The following is a 15818-nucleotide window of genomic DNA, read 5'->3' as shown; positions in this document are numbered from 1 at the left end:
CGGATCAACCGTTGAGAACCCCGGCATGATGGCGCAGGTGATCCTCGATGAAACTGGCGATGAAGTAGTAGCTGTGGTCGTAACCTGGTTGCAGACGCAGCTCCAGCGGGTGGCCGGCCTTGTCCGCCGCATTGCGTAGCGCTTCCGGCTTGAGCTGGACGGCGAGGAAGTCGTCGCGCTCGCCCTGGTCGACCAGGATCGGCAAGCGTTCGGACGCACCCTCGAGCAACGCACAGGCATCCCACTCGCGCCAGGCCGCCGGGTCCTCGCCCAGGTAGCGGGAGAACGCCTTCTGGCCCCAGGGACAATCGCTCGGATGGCAGATCGGCGCGAAGGCCGACAGCGACAGGTAGCGCCCCGGGTTGCGCAGCGCGCAAACCAGCGCGCCATGCCCACCCATCGAGTGCCCGCTGATGCCGCGCCGCCGGGACACCGGGAAATGCGCCTCGATCAGCGCCGGCAACTCGTGCACCACGTAGTCGTGCATGCGGTAGTGCGCGGCCCAGGGCTCCTGCGTGGCGTTCAGGTAGAAGCCTGCGCCCAGGCCGAAGTCCCAGGCGCCGTCGGGATCGCCGGGGACACCGCTGCCGCGCGGGCTGGTATCCGGCGCCACCAGTACCAATCCCAGTTCGGCGGCGACCCGCTGGGCGCCGGCCTTCTGCATGAAGTTCTCGTCGGTACAGGTCAGCCCGGACAGCCAGTACAGGGCCGGCAGCGCCGCCTCCGGCTCGGCCTGGGGCGGCAGGTAGATGGCGAAGACCATCTCGCAGTTCAGGGTCCGGGAAAAATGACGGTAACGCTGGTGCCAGCCGCCGAAGGTCTTCTGGCTGCCGATCAGTTCGAGGGAATCCTTCACGTGACCTCCGTGAAACGGTCGTGGCGAGCCGCAGGGCCCGCCGCGACGGCTTGTCAGTAATGAATGACGGTGCGGATGCTCTTGCCTTCGTGCATCAGCTCGAAGGCCTCGTTGATGTCCTCCAGCCCCATGGTGTGGGTGATGAAGGTATCCAGCGGGATCTCGCCCTTCTGCGCCTTCTCGACATAGCTCGGCAGCTCGCTGCGCCCGCGCACCCCGCCGAACGCCGAACCGCGCCAGACGCGGCCGGTGACCAGTTGGAACGGCCGGGTGCTGATTTCCTGGCCGGCACCGGCGACACCGATGATCACCGACTCGCCCCAGCCCTTGTGGCAGCATTCCAGCGCGGCGCGCATCAACTGCACGTTGCCGACGCACTCGAAGGAGTAGTCGACGCCGCCATCGGTCAGTTCGACGATGACGTCCTGGATCGGCTTGTCGTAGTCCTTCGGATTGATGAAGTCGGTGGCGCCCAGTTCCCTGGCGATATCGAACTTGCCCGGGTTGATGTCGACCGCGATGATGCGCGCGGCCTTGGCCATCTTCGCCCCGATGATCGCTGCCAGGCCGATGCCGCCCAGGCCGAAGATGGCAACGGTAGCGCCCTCTTCCACCTTGGCGGTATTCAGCACGGCGCCGATCCCGGTGGTGACGCCGCAGCCAAGCAGGCAGACCTTCTCCAGCGGGGCATCCTTGGGAATCTTCGCCAGGGAGATTTCCGGCAGCACGGTGTATTCGGAGAAGGTCGAGCAGCCCATGTAGTGGAAGACCGGCTCGCCCTTGTAGGAGAAACGGCTGGTGCCGTCGGGCATCAGGCCCTTGCCCTGGGTGGCGCGCACGGCCTGGCAGAGGTTGGTCTTGCCGGACAGGCAGAATTTGCACTTGCCGCACTCGGCGGTGTAGAGCGGGATGACATGGTCGCCCACCTGCAGGGAGGTCACGCCCTCGCCCACCGCTTCGACGATGCCGCCACCTTCGTGGCCCAGGATGCACGGGAACACCCCCTCGGAATCCTGGCCGGACAGGGTGTACGCGTCGGTATGGCAGACGCCGGTGGCGACGATGCGCACCAGTACCTCGCCCTTCTGCGGCGGCGCCACATCCACCTCGACGATTTCCAACGGCTTGTTGGGGGCGAAGGCGACGGCGGCACGGGACTTGATCATCTGGGAACTCCTGAACGATGGAAGCCGGCGGGCCGCTAAGCGACCCACTGAAACGGAAAGTGTAGAAAACCGCGTTTCAAGGAATAATCAGGCAATAATCAAAACATTATTGCCATACAGGGACAATCCAGATGAATCGCTGGGAAGGACTCGACGAATTCGTCGCTGTCGCCGAAACCGGGCAGTTCACCGCGGCAGCCGAACGCATGGGCGTTTCCTCGTCGCACATCAGCCGCCAGGTCGCCCGCCTGGAGGAGCGCCTGCAGACCCGCCTGCTCTACCGCAGCACCCGGCGAGTGTCGCTGAGCGAAGCCGGACAGACCTTCCTGCAACATTGCCAGCGCCTGCAGGACGCCCGCGACGAAGCCCTGCGCGCGGTCAGCGACCTCTCCGCGGAGCCCAAGGGCCTGCTGCGCATGACCTGCGCGGTAGCCTACGGCGAACGTTTCATCGTGCCGCTGGTGAATGCCTTCATGGCCGACTATCCGCAACTGCGGGTCGACATCGAGCTGTCCAACCGCCAGTTGGACCTGCTCCACGAGGGCTTCGACCTGGCCATCCGCCTCGGCCGCCTGAGCGATTCGCGATTGGTCGCCACACGGTTGGCGCCACGCGTCATGTACCTCTGCGCCACGCCGGAATACCTGCGCCGCCACGGCACTCCGCAGTCGCCGGCGGAACTCGGCCAGTTCAACTGCCTGATCGGCAGCAGCGACCTGTGGAGCTTCCTCGAGGACGGCCGGGAAACCCAGCACCGGGTCCAGGGCAACTGGCGCTGCAACAGCGGCCAGGCGGTGCTCGACGCCGCCCTGCGCGGCTTCGGCCTGTGCCAGCTGCCCGACTACTATGTGATCGAGTATCTGCGCAGCGGCCGCCTGGTCTCCCTGCTGGAAGGCCACCAGCCGCCGAATACCGCGGTATGGGCGCTGTACCCGCAGCAGCGGCACCTGTCGCCGAAAGTCAGGCAACTGGTGGACTATCTCAAGGAAGGCCTGGCGCAATCCCATCCGGGACTCGCCGGAGAGAAAAACCTGCGCTGAAGCAGTAAGGCGATTCACCGCTGCGATAGACTTGGCGGTTTCCCGTTCCACCCGCTATCGATTCAAGGAAGTCGCATGTCTGCCTTCAATGCGTTTCGCCAACGCTACCTGGTGAGGTTCTGGTCGCCGCTGCCGGCGCTGGTCGCCCTCGGCGTCGCCTCCGCCTACTACTTCGCGCTCACCGGCACCTTCTGGGCGGTGACCGGCGAATTCACCCGCTGGGGCGGCCACGTGCTGTCCTGGTTCGGCTACCAGCCACAGGACTGGAGCTACTTCAGGCTGATCGGCCTTCAAGGCACGCCGCTGGACCGGATCGACGGAGTGATGATCATCGGCATGTTCCTCGGCGCCCTGTGCTGCGCCCTCTGGGCCGGCAACGTCAGCCTGCGCTGGCCGACCAGCAAACGTCGCCTGCTGCAGGGTCTGGTCGGCGGTATCGTCGCCGGCTTCGGCGCGCGCCTGGCGATGGGCTGCAACCTGGCGGCGTTCTTCACCGGTATCCCGATGTTTTCCCTGCACGCCTGGGCCTTCATGTTCGCCACCGTCGGCGGCGCCTGGATCGGCGTGAAGATCAGCCTGCTGCCGTTCCTGCGCACACCGCTGAAAGTCGGCGCCACGGCCAGCGCCCTGCCCAGCGCCGAAAGCCTGGCCCGACGCGCACGCCTGCAGGCCCGCCTGGGCCTGGCGGTGCTGGCGCTCGCCGCGCTGTTCGCCGCCTGGCGCTTCGAGGTATCGCTGGTGCTGGGCATGGCCTGCCTGTTCGGCCTGCTGTTCGGCGGCCTGATCGAGCGCGCGCAGATCTGCTTCACCAGCGCCGCACGGGACCTCTGGACCACCGGCCGGACCCGCGCCGCCTTCGGCATCCTGCTCGGCATGGCGGCCGCCTGCATCGGTACCTTCGCCGCGATCCGCCTGGGCGTCGCGCCGAAGATCTTCTGGATGGGCCCGAATGCGATCATCGGCGGCATTCTCTTCGGCATCGGCATCGTCCTCGCCGGCGGTTGCGAGACCGGCTGGATGTACCGCTCGATGGAGGGCCAGGTGCACTTCTGGGTGGTCGGCATCGGCAACGTCATCGGCGGAACCCTGGTGGCGATCTTTTGGGACCAGTTGGGCACCCGCCTCGCCCTGCCCTATCCCAAGCTCAACCTGCTGGAAAGCTTCGGGCCCGGCAACGGCCTGCTATTGACCTTCGCCGGCCTGGCCCTGTGCCTGCTGCTGGTGCAACTGAACGCCTCCCGATTCACCCGACCGCGGAAACCGAACCATGAGCCAGACCGACAAACCGACCCTGTCGCTTGACCTGCGCGGCGAACATTGCCCGTACAACGCCATCGCCACCCTGGAAACCCTGGCGACCATGCAGCCGGGCGAACGCCTGGAAGTGGTCACCGACTGCTCGCAATCGGTCCACGGGATTCCCGAAGATACCCAGCGCCAGGGCTACAAATGCCTGGCGGTGGAGCAGCATGGCGCGCTGTTCCGCTTCCTCATAGAGGTGCCGCTGGAAAGCTGAACGAGCGAGCCTGCAACGACAAGAAAGCCGACCCTCGGGGCGGCTTTCTTGTGCCAGGGTTCAGTGCGGAAAACTGCGCTGCAGGCGCAGCAGGTCTTCCGGGGTGGTGATCTTCAGGTTGTCGGCGCGCCCTTCCACCAGCTTCGGCGCATAGCCGGCCCACTCCATCGCCGAAGCCTCGTCGGTGATCGCCACGCCGGCCACCAACGCATCGGCCAGCGCCCGGTGCAGGGCGCCGAGGCGGAACATCTGCGGCGTATAGGCCAGCCAGACCACCGAGCGGTCGATGGTTTCGCTGACCCGGCCGTCGCGGTCGGAGCGCTTGAGAGTGTCCCTCGCCGGCACCGCCAGCAGCCCGCCGACCGGATCTTCGGCGAGTTCTTCGAGCAGGCGGTCGAGGTCGCCGCGGGTCAGGTTCGGCCGCGCGGCGTCATGCACCAGCACCCAGTCGTCGGCCTGTGCCCCCAACTCCAGCAGGCGCAGCAAGCCGTTCAACACCGAGCCGGCGCGCTCGACGCCCCCGGCGGCGCGCTGCACATGCCGGCTGGCGGCGCAGTCCAGCCCGGGCCAGTAGGGATCGTCCTCGGCCAGGCAGACCACCAGGCCCCTGAGCATCGGGTGTTCGAGGAAACAATCGAGGGTGCGCTCGATCACGGTGCGACCGGCAAGATCGAGATATTGCTTCGGGCGGTCGGCGCGCATGCGCGAACCCACGCCGGCGGCGGGGATCACCGTCCAGAAGGCGGGAAGGTCGGAAGTCGTCATCGGGAGAAGGGTCGTCAGCTCACTTGGCGAGCTGGTAGAGGGTTTCGCCGTCCTTGACCATGCCGAGCTCGTGCCGCGCACGCTCCTCGACGGTCTCGGTGCCTTTCTTCAGCTCGGCGACTTCGGCTTCGAGAATCCGGTTGCGCTCCAGCAGGCGCTCGTTCTCGCCATGCTGGTCGGCGATCTGCTTCTGCAGGTCGCGCACCTGCGCCAGGCTGCCATCGCCGACCCACAGGCGATATTGCAGGCCCGCCAGCGCCAGGATCAGCACCACGAACAGCCAGTAGGGGCTACGTAACCTCAAGCCTCGAACTCCTTGAGAAGAAAAGGGGTGGCTCTTGCCACCCCTTCACCGTACCAGACTAGGCTCAGCCGCGGAATTCCGCGCGACCACGGTACGGCGCCTTGGCGCCCAGTTGCTCTTCGATGCGCAGCAACTGGTTGTACTTGGACACGCGGTCGGAGCGGCACAGCGAACCGGTCTTGATCTGACCGGCGGCGGTACCCACGGCCAGGTCGGCGATGGTCGAGTCCTCGGTTTCGCCGGAGCGGTGCGAGATCACCGCGGTATAGCCGGCGGCCTTGGCCATCTGGATGGCCTCCAGGGTCTCGGTGAGCGAACCGATCTGGTTGAACTTGATCAGGATCGAATTGCCGATGCCCTTCTCGATGCCTTCCTTGAGGATCTTGGTGTTGGTCACGAACAGGTCGTCGCCGACCAGTTGGACCTTGGCGCCGATCTTGTCGGTCAGGCCTTTCCAGCCGGCCCAGTCGGACTCGTCCATGCCGTCCTCGATGGAGATGATCGGGTAGCGCTGGGTCAGGCCGGCCAGGTAGTCGGCGAAACCGGCGGCGTCGAATACCTTGCCTTCGCCTTCCAGGTCGTACTTGCCGTCCTTGAAGAACTCGCTGGAGGCGCAGTCCAGGGCCAGGGTCACGTCGTCGCCCAGCTTGTAGCCGGCCTTCTCGACGGCCTCGGCGATGGCGGCCAGGGCGTCTTCGTTGGACGACAGGTTCGGCGCGAAGCCGCCTTCGTCACCGACGGCGGTGTTCAGGCCACGGGCCTTCAGCACGGCCTTGAGGTGATGGAAGATCTCGGCGCCCATGCGCAGCGCCTCGGCGAAGTTCTTCGCGCCGACCGGCTGGACCATGAATTCCTGGATATCGACGTTGTTGTCCGCATGCTCGCCGCCGTTGATGATGTTCATCATCGGCACCGGCATGGAGTACTGGCCGGGAGTGCCGTTGAGGTCGGCGATGTGCGCGTACAGCGGTACGCCCTTGGCCTGTGCGGCGGCCTTGGCGGCAGCCAGGGACACCGCGAGGATCGCGTTGGCGCCCAGCTTGGCCTTGTTCTCGGTGCCGTCCAGCTCGATCATCGCGTGGTCGAGGGCTTTCTGGTCGGCCGCGTCCTTGCCCAGCAGCAGGTCGCGGATCGGGCCGTTGATGTTGGCCACGGCTTTCAGCACGCCCTTGCCCAGGTAACGGCTCTTGTCGCCATCGCGCAGCTCGAGGGCCTCGCGGGAACCGGTGGAAGCACCGGAAGGCGCGCAGGCGCTGCCGACGATGCCGTTGTCCAGGATCACGTCCGCTTCAACGGTAGGGTTGCCGCGGGAGTCCAGGACCTCACGGCCCTTGATGTCGACGATCTTTGCCATTCTTGTTAACACTCCGAAGTGAATGAACGGGGCGGTCTGAGGAGACTAGGCAGTCTCGATTGCAGGAAAGCTCTTGATCAGCTCGTCCAGTTGCTTGAGCTGGGACAGGAAGGCTTCGAGTTTGTTCAGGCGCAGCGCGCACGGACCGTCGCACTTGGCGTGCTCGGGGTCCGGATGGGCCTCGAGGAACAGCCCGGCGAGCTTCTGGCTGAGCCCGGCCTTGGCCAGGTCGGTGACCTGGGCGCGCCGGCCGCCGGCGGAGTCCGCGCGACCGCCAGGCATCTGCAGGGCGTGGGTGACGTCGAAGAATACCGGGTACTCGAACTGCTTCATGATGCCGAAGCCGAGCATGTCGACCACCAGGTTGTTGTAACCGAAGGAGGAGCCGCGCTCGCAGAGGATCAGGCGGTCGTTACCGGCTTCCTCGCACTTGGTCAGGATGTGCTTCATCTCCTGGGGCGCGAGGAACTGGGCCTTCTTGATATTGATCACCGCGTTGGTCCTGGCCATCGCCACCACCAGGTCGGTCTGTCGCGAGAGGAAGGCCGGCAGCTGGATGATGTCGCAGACCTCGGCCACCGGCTGGGCCTGGAACGGCTCGTGGACATCGGTGATGACCGGTACCTTGAAGGTCTTCTTGATCTCTTCGAAGATCTTCATTCCCTCTTCCAGGCCCGGACCACGGAACGAGTGGATCGAGGAACGGTTGGCCTTGTCGAAGCTGGCCTTGAACACATAGGGGATACCGAGTTTCTCGGTAACCCGTACGTATTCTTCGCAGACCTGCATGGCCAGGTCGCGCGACTCCAGCACGTTCATGCCGCCGAACAGCACGAACGGCAGGTCGTTGCCGATCTGGATATCGCCGACGCGAACGATCTTCTGTGCCATGCTCAGGCCTTCCCGGAATATTTCAGCGCGGCGTTGACGAAACCGCTGAACAGCGGGTGGCCATCACGCGGTGTGGAGGTGAACTCCGGGTGGAACTGGCAGGCGACGAACCACGGATGCTCCGGGGCCTCGACCACTTCCACCAGGGCGCCGTCGCCGGAGCGGCCGGAAATCTTCAGGCCGGCCTGCTCCAGTTGCGGCAGCAGGTTGTTGTTCACTTCGTAGCGATGGCGATGGCGCTCGACGATCACGTCCTTGGCATAGCAGTCGTGCACCAGGGTGCCGGTCTGCAGCTGGCACTCCTGGGCGCCCAGGCGCATGGTGCCGCCCAGGTCGGAAGCTTCGGTGCGGATCTCGGTGGCGCCGGTCGCGTCCTGCCATTCGGTGATCAGGCCGACCACCGGATGGCCGCTGGACTTGTCGAACTCGGTGGAGTTGGCGTCGCTCCAGCCGAGCACGTTGCGGGCGTATTCGATGACCGCGACCTGCATGCCCAGGCAGATGCCCAGGTAGGGGATCTTGTTCTCGCGGGCGTACTGCACGGTGCTGATCTTGCCTTCCACGCCGCGCAGGCCGAAGCCGCCCGGGACCAGGATGGCGTCGACGCCTTCCAGCAGGCTGGTGCCCTGCTGCTCGATGTCTTCGGAGTCGATGTAGCGCAGGTTGACCTTGGTGCGGCTCTGGATGCCGGCGTGGGTCATCGCCTCGATCAGCGACTTGTACGCGTCCAGCAGTTCCATGTACTTGCCGACCATGGCGATGGTGACTTCACGCTCGGGGTTGAGCTTGGCATCGACCACCCGGTCCCATTCGGACAGGTCGGCCTGCCCGCACTCCAGGCCGAAGCGCTCGACGACGATGTCGTCCAGGCCCTGGGCATGCAGCACCGACGGGATGCGGTAGATGGTGTCGACGTCTTCCAGGGCGATCACCGCGCGCTCCTCGACGTTGGTGAAGAGCGCGATCTTGCGCCGCGAGGAGACGTCGATCGGGTGGTCGGAACGGCAGACCAGCACGTCCGGTTGCAGGCCGATGGAGCGCAGCTCCTTGACCGAGTGCTGGGTCGGCTTGGTCTTGGTCTCGCCGGCGGTGGCGATGTACGGGACAAGGGTCAGGTGCATCAGCATCGCGCGCTTGGCGCCGATCTCGACGCGCAGTTGGCGGATCGCCTCGAGGAACGGCTGCGACTCGATGTCGCCGACGGTGCCACCGATCTCCACCAGGGCGACGTCGGCATCGCCGGCGCCCTTGATGATGCGCCGCTTGATCTCGTCGGTGATGTGCGGGATCACCTGCACGGTGGCGCCCAGGTAGTCGCCGCGGCGTTCCTTGCGCAACACGTCCATGTAGACGCGGCCGGTGGTGAAGTTGTTGTTCTGGGTCATGGTGGTACGAACGAAGCGCTCGTAATGGCCCAGGTCCAGGTCGGTCTCGGCGCCGTCCTGGGTCACGAAGACCTCACCGTGCTGGAACGGGCTCATGGTGCCCGGGTCCACGTTGATGTAAGGGTCCAGCTTGAGCATCGTGATCTTCAGGCCACGCGCTTCCAAGATCGCAGCCAGAGAAGCCGAAGCGATGCCTTTCCCCAATGAAGAAACAACACCACCCGTGACGAAGATGTAGCGCGTCATGAAAAACCCTAGAAGTCAGCGTTTAGGCGGGATCAACCGCCGGGGATTCGGAGAAGGGAGGCCAGCTCCCGCCACGGACAAATCCGTGGGCAAAGCAAACTCCTGCTGATTCCGGAGGGAATCGGCGGGAGCAGTACAAGACGGGAGCGTAGTCTACTGGAAACGGCTTACTAGCTCAAACCCGGGTCGTTCGTCGGCGGGCTCCAGGACAGTCGCCAGCCCCCCTCGCGGGGACTGTCCAGGCCAGGAATGTTGGCCACCGCGAGCAGTTCGTCGGCTCGGAAGAGCAGCGGCAAACGACCGCGCAGGAAGCTCGGTACGCCCGCTTCGTTGAGCAATCGCTTGAGGTCGCGGCGACCGCGCCCGGCCAGGGCCAGCACCTCCCCACCCCGCCGGTAGTCGACGCGCAACGGCCCCGCCGGAACCTCGCCGAGCAACGCCAGCCGACCATTGCCGGGAAGAAGCAATGGATGAGCGGGACGCTCCCAGACGAACGGTCCCGCCGCCGCCCGCCAGTCCGCCGGCAACCACCAGATCCGCCCCGCGCCGCGACGCAGCTCGCCGCTCTCCAGGCGCCAGATCGGGTCGGCATCGTCGCCGGCATCGCGCAACGACTCCCAGCCGGCCCAGTGGTCACTGTCCGGCAACCGCGTCAGCTGCCCCAGCCATGCCCGCAGCAGGTTGCGCTGGCGCGCAGCGCTGAGGCGGCGCAGAGGCTCCAGGGCGATCCGGGGCAGATCCAGCCAGTCCGGCCAATCCAGTTCCGAGGGTTGGCGGCAGGCCCGGAGGTCGATGGCGGCCAGTTCAGCCAGCAGGTCTTCGGCCTCGCGCAGATGCGCCGCGCAGCGCGCCATGCCGGCGACGGCCTGCGGCCAGTGGGAGGCGAGACGCGGCATGATCTCCCGGCGCAGGTAGTTGCGCGAGAAGCGCGGATCCTGGTTGGAAGGATCCTCCACCCAGTCCAGCCGGTGCGTCTGCGCATAGGCTTCCAGTTCGGCGCGGGAAACCCCGAGCAAGGGTCGGCACAGGCGGCCGCCGCCCAGCGGCCGGCTCGCCGGCATCGCCGCCAGGCCGCGCAGGCCCGCTCCACGCAACAGGCGGAACAGCAGGGTCTCGGCCTGGTCGTCGAGGTGCTGCGCGGTGAGCAGCACCTGTCCCTCGCCCAGGTTCGCCTGGAATGCGCGATAGCGGGCGTCGCGCGCCGCCTGCTCGATGCTGCCGCCAACGGCGACCTGCACCCGCTCGACCCGCAGCGGGATACCCAGCGACCGGCAGACCACCTGGCAGTGCGCCGGCCAACCGTCCGCCGCAGCCTGCAAGCCATGGTGGACATGCAGCGCCGACAGCGCCGGCAAGGCTTCGCTCCGGGCCAGTTGGGCGAGCAGATGCAGCAACACCGTGGAATCCAGCCCGCCGGAAAACGCCACGCACCAGCCCCCCGCTTCGCGCCAGGGCGCCAGGGCCTGTAACAGACGGGATTCGAGCGGCACCGCCGGCATGCTTGCGCTCCTCATGCGACAAGCCCGGCGAATGCCGGGCTTGTCGATCGTACCATTGCGCCGGATGGCTTACGGCGCGCCGTAGCTCATCAGGCGGTCGTAACGACGCTCCAGCAACTCACCCATTTCCAGGCCCTGGAGCATCTTCAGTTGCGTCAGCAGTTCGCCACGGATCGATTCGGCCATGCTCGCCGGATCGCGATGGGCGCCGCCCAGCGGTTCGTCGATGACCTTGTCGACGATGCCCAGGCCTTTCAGGCGCTCGGCGGTGATGCCCATGGCCTCGGCGGCTTCCGGCGCCTTCTCGGCGGTCTTCCAGAGGATGGAGGCGCAGCCTTCCGGCGAGATCACCGAATAGGTGGAGTATTGCAGCATGTTCAACTGGTCGCAGACACCGATGGCCAGCGCGCCGCCGGAACCGCCCTCGCCGATCACGGTGGCGATGATCGGCGTCTTCAGTCGCGCCATCACCCGCAGGTTCCAGGCGATCGCCTCGCTCTGGCCGCGTTCCTCGGCATCGATGCCCGGGTAGGCGCCGGGCGTGTCGATGAAGGTGAGGATCGGCATCTTGAAGCGTTCGGCCATTTCCATCAGGCGGCAGGCCTTGCGATAGCCTTCCGGACGCGGCATGCCGAAGTTGCGCCGGACCTTCTCACGGACTTCGCGGCCTTTCTGGTGGCCGATGACCATCACCGGGGAACCGTCGAGGCGGGCAACGCCACCGACGATCGCCGGGTCGTCGGCGAAATGCCGGTCGCCGTGCAGTTCCTCGAAATCGCTGAACAGGTAGCCGATGTAGTCGAGGGTATAGGGACGCTTGGGATGGCGCGCGAGCTGGGCGATCTGCCAACTGGACAGATTGCCGAAGATGTTTTCGGTGAGCGCCTTGCTCTTGTCCTGCAGACGCGAGATTTCGTCGCTGATGTTCAGCGCATTGTCGTTGCCCACCAGGCGCAGCTCTTCGATCTTGGCTTGCAGGTCGGCGATCGGCTGTTCGAAATCAAGAAAGTTCGGGTTCATAGGCTTCCGTCGTGCGCAGATTCTAGTGGGCCGTTTCCGTTTGGCGCCCTACCTTACGGGATCGGGCGCCAGGGGTCGAGCCGGGAGCAAGGGCGATCCGCGTTTTCCCGCCGCAGAGCGCGGAACAACGGCGTTATCGCCCATCGCGATTAACGATAATTGAGGAAGACGTTGTCGCGCCCGAACTGGTCACGCAATGCCTGGATCAGATCGTCCGCCGGATCCACCCGCCAGCTCTCGCCGAACTGCAGCAGGGCCTTGGCGTCGGCGCTGGTGTAGTCCAGGGTGATCGGGCAGGAACCGCGATGGCGGTTGAACAGCTCGCCCAGCCAGCGCAGGCGATCGCCCTTCAACAGGTCGGCGTGCAGCTTCATCCGCAGGCTCTCCGCCAGGCCGGTACGCGCCTCCTCCAGGCTCATCACGCGCTTGGCGCGCAGGCGCAGTCCGCCGGAGAAGTCGTCCTGGCTGACCTCGCCCTCGACCACCACCAGCGCGTCGGTCTGCAGCAGCGACTGGGCCGCGGCGAAGGCTTCGGAGAACAGCGAGGCCTCGATCCGTCCGGAGCGGTCGTCGAGGGTGACGAAGCCCATCTTGTCGCCCTTCTTGTTCTTCATCACCCGCAGGTTGACGATCAGCCCGGCCACCGTCTGGGTATCGCGCGCCGGCTTCAGCTCGACGATGCGCTGGCGGGCGAAGCGCCGCACCTCGCCTTCGTACTCGTCGATCGGATGGCCGGTCAGGTACAGGCCGAGGGTGTCCTTCTCGCCCTTCAGGCGTTCCTTGAGGGTCAGCTCCTTGACCTTGCGGTGGTTGGCGTAGACATCCGCCTCCGGCTCGGCGAAGACTCCGCCGAACAGGTCCATGTGCCCGCTGTCGTGGCTGCGCGCGGTCTGCTCGGCGGCCTGGATCGCTTCCTCCATCGCCGCCAGCAGCACGGCGCGGTTGAGGTCGACGGTAGCCTGGTAGGCCTTTAGCTCGTCGTGGTAGTGCGGCCCCAGGCGATCCAGCGCACCGGCGCGGATCAGCGCTTCCAGGGTGCGCTTGTTGATGCGTTTCAGGTCGACGCGGTCGCAGAAGTCGAACAGGGTGTTGAACGGCCCGCCTTCGGCGCGGCATTCGGTGATCGCCTCCACCGGCCCCTCGCCGACGCCCTTGATCGCGCCCAGGCCATAGACGATCCGGCCATCGTCGTCGACGGTGAAGCGGAACTCGGAGTTGTTCACGTCCGGCGCCACGATGCGCAGCTTCATGTGCCGGCATTCTTCGATCAGCGTCACCACCTTGTCGGTGTTCTGCATATCCGCGGTGAGTACCGCGGCCATGAACGGCGCCGGGAAGTGGGTCTTCAGCCAGGCGGTCTGGTAGGAGACCAGGCCGTAGGCTGCCGAGTGCGACTTGTTGAAGCCGTAGCCGGCGAATTTTTCCACCAGGTCGAAGATGTTGCCCGCGAGGTCGGCATCGATGCCGTTGTTCTTGCAACCCTCGATGAAACCGCCGCGCTGCTTGGCCATTTCCTCGGGCTTCTTCTTGCCCATCGCCCGGCGCAGCATGTCCGCGCCACCGAGGGTATAGCCGGCCATGACCTGGGCGATCTGCATCACCTGTTCCTGGTACAGGATGATGCCGTAGGTGGGCTTGAGCACCGGCTCCAGGCCGGCGTACTGGTAATCGGGGTGCGGATAGGACAGCTCGGCGCGACCGTGCTTGCGGTTGATGAAGTCGTCCACCATGCCCGACTGCAGAGGACCCGGGCGGAACAGCGCCACCAGTGCGATGAGGTCTTCCAGGCAGTCCGGCTTGAGCTTCTTGATCAGCTCCTTCATGCCGCGCGATTCGAGCTGGAACACCGCAGTGGTCTCGGCCTTCTGCAGCAGCGAATAGGTCGGCTTGTCGTCCAGCGGGATGAAGTCGATGTTCACCGGCTCCAGGCCCTTCTTGGCCTGCTCGCGGTTGATGATCTCCATCGCCCACTTGATGATGGTCAGGGTCCGCAGGCCGAGGAAGTCGAACTTCACCAGGCCGGCCGCCTCCACGTCGTCCTTGTCGAACTGGGTCACCAGGCCGCCGCCTTCCTCGTCGCAGGCGATCGGCGAGAAGTCGGTCAGCTTGGTCGGCGCGATCACCACGCCACCGGCGTGCTTGCCGGTACCGCGGGTGATGCCTTCCAGCTTGAGGGCCATCTCCCAGATCTCGGCGGCTTCCTCGTCGCTCTTGAGGAAGTCGCGGAGCATTTCTTCCTGCTCGTAGGCCTTATCCAGGGTCATGCCGACTTCGAACGGGATCATCTTCGACAGCCGGTCGGCGAGACCGTAGGACTTGCCCTGGACCCGCGCCACGTCGCGTACCACCGCCTTCGCCGCCATGGTGCCGAAGGTGATGATCTGGCTCACCGCGTTGCGCCCGTAGGCGTCGGCCACGTAGTCGATCACCCGGTCGCGGCCCTCCATGCAGAAGTCGACGTCGAAGTCGGGCATGGAGATCCGTTCCGGGTTGAGGAAACGTTCGAACAGCAGGTCATAGGCCAGCGGATCGAGGTCGGTGATCTTCAGCACGTAGGCCACCAGCGAGCCGGCGCCCGAGCCCCGCCCGGGGCCTACCGGTACGCCGTTGTTCTTCGCCCACTTGATGAAGTCCATCACGATGAGGAAGTAACCGGGGAAACCCATCTGGATGATGATATCGAGTTCGAAGTTCAGGCGATCGACATAGACCTGGCGCTTGGCCTCGTAGTCCGGGGTGTCCTTCGGCAACAGCACCTCCAGGCGCTCCTCGAGACCTTCGAAGGAGGCGTGCCGCAGGTAGTCGTCGATGCCCATGCCATTGGGCGTGGGGAAGTCCGGCAGGAAGTACTTGCCCAGCTGCACCTCGATGTTGCAGCGTTTGGCGATCTCGACGGTGTTTTCCAACGCTTCCGGCAGGTCGCTGAACAGCTCGGCCATTTCCGCCGGCGACTTCAGGTATTGCTGGTCCGAATAGGTACGCGGCCGCCGCGGATCGTCGAGGGTCCGCCCCTCGCCGATGCAGACGCGGGTCTCGTGGGCCTCGAAGTCGTCCTGCTTGATGAAGCGCACGTCGTTGGTCGCCACCAGCGGCGCGTTGCAGCGTGACGCCAGAGCCACCGCCGCGTGGAGGTGCTCCTCGTCGTTGACCCGGCTGGTACGTTGCACTTCGACGTAGAAGCGCTCGGGGAACACCTCCATCCACTCGCGCAACAGCGCCTCGGCCTTGGCCTCCTCGCCGTCGAGCAGCGCGTGGCCGATCTCGCCTTCCTTGGCCGCGGACAGCGCGATCAGGCCTTCCGCCGCCTCCTTGACCCAGTCGCGCTCGATGATGATCTCGCCATTGCGCTGGCCTTCGCTCCAGCCGCGGGAAATCAGCTCGGTGAGGTTGCGATAGCCCTTCGCGTTCATCGCCAGCAGGCTCAGGCGGCTGAGCGGGCCATCTTCCTCGCGGCTGGCGAGCCAGATGTCGGCCCCGCAGATCGGCTTGATGCCGGCGCCCATGGCGGTCTTGTAGAACTTCACCAGCGAGCACATGTTGCTCTGGTCGGTGACCGCCACCGCCGGCATGCCCAGCCCTGCCACTGCCTTGGCCAGGGGCTTGACCCGGACCAGGCCGTCGACCAGGGAGAATTCGGTATGCAGACGCAGGTGAACGAAGGATACGGTCATGAAGGCCCCGGAGCAGAAATAACGCAAAAACGACAAGGCCCGGATTGTACCGGGCCCGGTGGCAAAGCTACAGGTTCAAGAGCGGACGATGCGCCTCGGCTGCGC

General features: G+C 65.7%; 13 protein-coding genes. 3 read left to right on the top strand and 10 right to left on the bottom strand.

All coding sequences use genetic code 11. The annotated features are described in order from the left end of the window. Positions 1-4: 4 nt before the first annotated feature. Together fghA and ACI766_RS06760 are read right to left on the bottom strand one after the other, a co-directional pair. Positions 5-856 carry an S-formylglutathione hydrolase gene (gene fghA, locus ACI766_RS06765; RefSeq protein ID WP_003113869.1) on the bottom strand — a complete coding sequence of 284 codons (852 nt, stop codon included), beginning with the start codon at positions 854-856 and terminating at the stop codon, positions 5-7. Positions 857-909: 53 nt separating this feature from the next. Next, positions 910-2022, bottom strand: a complete 1113-nt coding sequence (locus ACI766_RS06760; RefSeq protein WP_003092351.1) for an S-(hydroxymethyl)glutathione dehydrogenase/class III alcohol dehydrogenase — start codon at positions 2020-2022, stop codon at positions 910-912. A 131-nt stretch (positions 2023-2153) separates the two neighbouring features. Here ACI766_RS06760 and gfnR point away from each other — a divergent pair, with 131 nt between their 5' ends. The 3 genes from gfnR to yedF all read left to right on the top strand — a co-directional run bounded on the left by gfnR (position 2154) and on the right by yedF (position 4578). Beyond that, positions 2154-3062 carry a glutathione-dependent formaldehyde neutralization regulator gene (gene gfnR, locus ACI766_RS06755; protein ID WP_016562193.1) on the top strand — a complete coding sequence of 303 codons (909 nt, stop codon included), beginning with the start codon at positions 2154-2156 and terminating at the stop codon, positions 3060-3062. A 75-nt stretch (positions 3063-3137) separates the two neighbouring features. Beyond that, entirely contained in the window at positions 3138-4364 is a 1227-nt protein-coding gene (gene yedE, locus ACI766_RS06750) for a selenium metabolism membrane protein YedE/FdhT (RefSeq protein WP_003098565.1), read from the top strand. Beyond that, a complete protein-coding gene (gene yedF / locus ACI766_RS06745; RefSeq protein ID WP_003092358.1) occupies positions 4330-4578 on the top strand; it encodes a sulfurtransferase-like selenium metabolism protein YedF in 249 nt (82 codons plus the stop codon). Before yedE ends, yedF begins: the two co-directional genes overlap by 35 nt. A gap of 60 nt (positions 4579-4638) precedes the next feature. Here the strand turns inward: yedF and ispD are convergent, their stop codons facing one another. The 8 genes from ispD to dnaE form a co-directional block, all read right to left on the bottom strand. Next, the gene (gene ispD / locus ACI766_RS06740; RefSeq protein ID WP_003122146.1) at positions 4639-5343 is read right to left on the bottom strand and encodes a 2-C-methyl-D-erythritol 4-phosphate cytidylyltransferase; all 705 of its coding nucleotides are present in this window, start codon (positions 5341-5343) and stop codon (positions 4639-4641) included. Between the two features lie 19 nt (positions 5344-5362). Next, positions 5363-5647 carry a cell division protein FtsB gene (ftsB, locus tag ACI766_RS06735; protein WP_003098569.1) on the bottom strand — a complete coding sequence of 95 codons (285 nt, stop codon included), beginning with the start codon at positions 5645-5647 and terminating at the stop codon, positions 5363-5365. A gap of 64 nt (positions 5648-5711) precedes the next feature. Next, positions 5712-7001 (bottom strand): phosphopyruvate hydratase, encoded by a 1290-nt coding sequence (gene eno / locus ACI766_RS06730; RefSeq protein WP_003092364.1) that lies wholly within the window; start codon positions 6999-7001, stop codon positions 5712-5714. Between the two features lie 45 nt (positions 7002-7046). Next, positions 7047-7892 carry a 3-deoxy-8-phosphooctulonate synthase gene (kdsA, locus tag ACI766_RS06725; protein ID WP_003092365.1) on the bottom strand — a complete coding sequence of 282 codons (846 nt, stop codon included), beginning with the start codon at positions 7890-7892 and terminating at the stop codon, positions 7047-7049. Between the two features lie 2 nt (positions 7893-7894). Next, the gene (locus ACI766_RS06720; RefSeq protein WP_003092366.1) at positions 7895-9523 is read right to left on the bottom strand and encodes a CTP synthase; all 1629 of its coding nucleotides are present in this window, start codon (positions 9521-9523) and stop codon (positions 7895-7897) included. A 170-nt stretch (positions 9524-9693) separates the two neighbouring features. Next, the gene (gene tilS / locus ACI766_RS06715; protein WP_003122145.1) at positions 9694-11022 is read right to left on the bottom strand and encodes a tRNA lysidine(34) synthetase TilS; all 1329 of its coding nucleotides are present in this window, start codon (positions 11020-11022) and stop codon (positions 9694-9696) included. 69 nt (positions 11023-11091) lie between these two features. Further along, positions 11092-12042, bottom strand: coding sequence for an acetyl-CoA carboxylase carboxyl transferase subunit alpha (gene accA, locus ACI766_RS06710; RefSeq protein ID WP_003098575.1), 951 nt, complete (start codon positions 12040-12042; stop codon positions 11092-11094). Positions 12043-12191: 149 nt separating this feature from the next. Continuing rightward, positions 12192-15713: a DNA polymerase III subunit alpha gene (gene dnaE / locus ACI766_RS06705; protein ID WP_003453637.1), complete on the bottom strand. Its 3522-nt coding sequence runs from the start codon at positions 15711-15713 to the stop codon at positions 12192-12194. Positions 15714-15818: the final 105 nt, after the last annotated feature.

The organism is Pseudomonas sp. DL (assembly GCF_047199225.1).
Taxonomy (GTDB): domain Bacteria; phylum Pseudomonadota; class Gammaproteobacteria; order Pseudomonadales; family Pseudomonadaceae; genus Pseudomonas; species Pseudomonas aeruginosa.
Note: the sequence above shows the minus strand (reverse complement) of the source record. Positions and strands in the feature narration are given on the sequence as shown.

Coding starts and splice junctions, on each gene's coding strand:
- ACI766_RS06760 (WP_003092351.1), bottom strand. CDS start 2,022: ATGATCAAGTCCCGTGCCGCCGTCGCCTTCGCCCCCAACAAGCCGTTG.
- gfnR (WP_016562193.1), top strand. CDS start 2,154: ATGAATCGCTGGGAAGGACTCGACGAATTCGTCGCTGTCGCCGAAACC.
- accA (WP_003098575.1), bottom strand. CDS start 12,042: ATGAACCCGAACTTTCTTGATTTCGAACAGCCGATCGCCGACCTGCAA.
- ACI766_RS06720 (WP_003092366.1), bottom strand. CDS start 9,523: ATGACGCGCTACATCTTCGTCACGGGTGGTGTTGTTTCTTCATTGGGG.
- dnaE (WP_003453637.1), bottom strand. CDS start 15,713: ATGACCGTATCCTTCGTTCACCTGCGTCTGCATACCGAATTCTCCCTG.
- yedF (WP_003092358.1), top strand. CDS start 4,330: ATGAGCCAGACCGACAAACCGACCCTGTCGCTTGACCTGCGCGGCGAA.
- eno (WP_003092364.1), bottom strand. CDS start 7,001: ATGGCAAAGATCGTCGACATCAAGGGCCGTGAGGTCCTGGACTCCCGC.
- kdsA (WP_003092365.1), bottom strand. CDS start 7,892: ATGGCACAGAAGATCGTTCGCGTCGGCGATATCCAGATCGGCAACGAC.
- ispD (WP_003122146.1), bottom strand. CDS start 5,343: ATGACGACTTCCGACCTTCCCGCCTTCTGGACGGTGATCCCCGCCGCC.
- tilS (WP_003122145.1), bottom strand. CDS start 11,022: ATGCCGGCGGTGCCGCTCGAATCCCGTCTGTTACAGGCCCTGGCGCCC.
- yedE (WP_003098565.1), top strand. CDS start 3,138: ATGTCTGCCTTCAATGCGTTTCGCCAACGCTACCTGGTGAGGTTCTGG.